The 3,148-nt window shown below is 43.6% G+C and carries 1 protein-coding gene and 1 pseudogene; one reads left to right on the top strand and one right to left on the bottom strand.

Annotated features, from left to right (window positions below; all coding sequences use genetic code 11):
* Positions 1-173: 173 nt before the first annotated feature.
* Positions 174-2,291, bottom strand: coding sequence for a GAF domain-containing sensor histidine kinase (locus ABF638_RS37385; protein WP_435027784.1), 2,118 nt, complete (start codon positions 2,289-2,291; stop codon positions 174-176).
* 94 nt (positions 2,292-2,385) lie between these two features.
* Here ABF638_RS37385 and ABF638_RS37380 point away from each other — a divergent pair.
* Positions 2,386-3,148: pseudogene (locus ABF638_RS37380) on the top strand (cobaltochelatase subunit CobN); the annotation flags it as partial.

Raw genomic sequence — 3,148 nt, 5'->3', positions numbered from 1 at the left:
TTTTTAAGGGGGGCTAGGGGGGATCTAATTCTATGCAGCTTCATACAAAATTGGTCTTATCTAAATTGTATTGGGTTTAAGATCCCACCAAATTTTTAATTTGGTGGCTTTTATTCAGACCCGTCCTGAATATCCAACTGAGGTAAGACCTCCTGCCTCCTGCCTCCTGCCTCCTAACTCATCACTCTCATTGCCTGAGTTGGTATCCATACAGTAAAAATTGAGCCAATACTGACAGTTGATTCTACTTCAATTCGACCGCGATGGAGTTCTATGAGTTGTTTAGTTAAAGCTAGTCCAAGTCCAGTGCCTTCGTAGCGGCGGCGATAGGGTGTATCTAGTTGCTGAAATTTTTCAAACAATAATGGTAATTGTTCTTCAGGAATACCAATCCCGGTATCTTCGACTTGAAAAATAGCAGTATCATCTTCCACCCAAAGACGTAAGGTGACGCTGCCATTTTCAGGAGTAAATTTAATGGCATTAGTTAACAGATTCCAGATAATTTGTTCTACTCGTTCGGCATCGGCGGTAAAGCGATCGCGCCTGGGATCGATTTGCAAATCAAGTATAAGATTAATTTGTTCGCTTGTTGCTTTTTTTCGCAGTGACTCCATAGCACTTTTGGCAACATTCACCAAAGAAAATTCTGAAATATTTAAAGCTGTTTTACCAGCCTCAATTTGTGATAAATCGAGGATGTCATTAATCATTCCTAATAAATGTTCTCCACTGTCGTGGATCGTTTGCAGATAACCCCGTTGTCGTTGGCTCAATTCACCCAAGGGCCAGCGTAATAACGTCGAAGACATCCCAATCACATAAGTTAAAGGCGTGAGCAATTCATGACTGATAGTAGCGAGAAACTCACTTCTGATCCGGCTAGCAGCTTCGGCGGCGAGGAGGGCATCGCGTAGTGCCCTTGTGCGCTCAATAACTCGTTGTTCGAGAGTTTGTTTTTCTTGGGTGAGAGTTTGCATTAACTCGGTTTGGTGAATGGCGATCGCTAATTGTTCTGCGATCGCAACCAGCAAGCTTTTTTCGCTATCATTCCACTGGTGAGGTTCATCGCACTGATGAGCAATCAGCAATCCCCACAGTTTGTCTTCAAAGATAATCGGTGCAGCGAACTTAGCCCTAACTTGGCATTCCCTTAAGAAATTTAACAAACACTCTTCCAGAGCATAAGTTTTTTCGACATCATCCACAGCTAAAGTAAAACCTTGCTGATACTTCTCCCAACACTGAGAGGTGCGGACAAAGCAATTTTTTTCCGTGTAATTCAACACCGATGTAATAGCACCTGTAGCACGGGCTTCATAGACAATATAACCTCCATATTTTTGATAATCTTTTAGTAGAGGTTGATTAAAAGGTGAGTGCTTATTGTTGTTCTCGTGTATATAAAAATCGATTTCAGAAGGTTCCCTAACTGATAGTTCCATGCCTATTGCCAGTGCCGTTTCATTGAGGGGAATAGTGTCAGACTGGTATGGTTGAGTACTAATTTGGGAACCTTCAAATTTATAAATTACTAATCTGTCTAATTCCAGAAACTCACGCACCTGTGTAATTGCCGTTGCCATAATGACGGGCAAATCCAGGCTTTTGCGGATCTGCGTTGTTACCTGATTTAATAGTCGCTCTTGAGAAATCTGTTTTTTTAAAGCATCTTCCACTGGCTGACAGATATAAACTGCCGGCCCAATTGGGCTTGGAGGTGCTATTATTTCTTGGTTTGGCTGAGTTAGGAGATATTCTAATAACAACAGCGTAAATTGACTTTGGAGCGTGGCATCATTAGGTCTAATAATTTGCTGATACCGTTCGAGATTTTGGTGAGTATAAGAATCGCACTCAAACAAATCTCTCAATTCGTAGACAAATGTTGCGATCGCCTCTAAATTAAATGTCAATTTAGTGCTGAGTGCTGTTAGCGGTAGCGGGGCGTTTAGCCCGTGCTGAGTGCTGAGGGGGGAGTTAGGAGTGCTTAATGCTGAATAAATTTCCTGCCCCTCTGCTCCCCTGCTCCCCTGCTCCCCTGCCCCTCTGCTCCCCTGCTCCTCCTCAAAGTTTCCTACTAAGAGCGCACTAAACTGCTCAGAAACTACTAGCGTAAACCTTTGTCTTTGCCACTCCACAGGTATACAAACCCGCACTAAAACAGCTTCTGTCAGTACTAGAGCGGCACTTCCCACCGTTTGAGCCATCTGTTCCAATAACTCCCCAAGCTGATTAAATACAACAATAGGCAAGGTTCGAGAAAAGCTCAAATCAGGAGAACTAAGCATTTTCAATCATTTTGGTAAGAGGGGGCTGAATTCAGGGAAAAAAGTTTGTTTTGATTATGTACTAACCAACAGTTTAAAACGGTAAGACAGGATTATGCATCGTATAAGTAGCACATCGGGTGGATGGAATCAGTCAGAGGGTTTAATTTTTTTAGAACAAACTCCAGCGCCTTTCGTGTTGATTACGGCCGCTGATACCGATATTCAAACTTTGGCAGCTTCAGTTCCGAAATTACCTGCAAATTTTCCTGCATTAAGAGTCGCCAACCTGTTGCAGTTGCAGCAACAATTAAGTGTAGACACTTATGGAGAGCAAGTTTTGGAACTTGCCCAAGTAATTATTTTGCGCCTGTTAGGAGGACGTTCCTACTGGAGTTATGGCTTAGAAGTAGTGCAGGAAATTGTGCAACGTAATGGTAGAACCCTCATTGTAATGCCAGGGGACGACGCTTTTGATCCTGATTTAATTTCCCTGTCTACTGTGCCTTTGGGTATTGTTAATCAGATATGGCAGTATTTTAGCGAAGGCGGCGTGGAAAATTTCGTTAATGCTCTGCAATTTATCTCCGACAGTTGTTTGTCAACTGCATATAATCCTGCCCCACCTCAGCCGATTCCGCGTGTGGGATTGTATGAATGGGGAGTGGAGGAGCAGGGGAGCAGGGGGGCAGGGGAGCAGGGGGGCAGGGGAGAGTTAGAACTTCGTTCATCCACCTTTGAACTGGATGAATCCACCACAGAACTCCGTTCATCCACCTTTGAACTGGATGAATCCACCTCAGAACTCCGTTCATCCACCTCGGAACTGGATGAATCCACCTCAGAACTCCGTTCATCCACCTCGGAACTGGATGAAT

This window comes from Nostoc sp. CALU 1950, assembly GCF_051172895.1.
Taxonomy (GTDB): Bacteria; Cyanobacteriota; Cyanobacteriia; order Cyanobacteriales; family Nostocaceae; genus Nostoc; species Nostoc edaphicum_A.
This window is presented reverse-complemented; position numbering and strand designations above follow the sequence as displayed.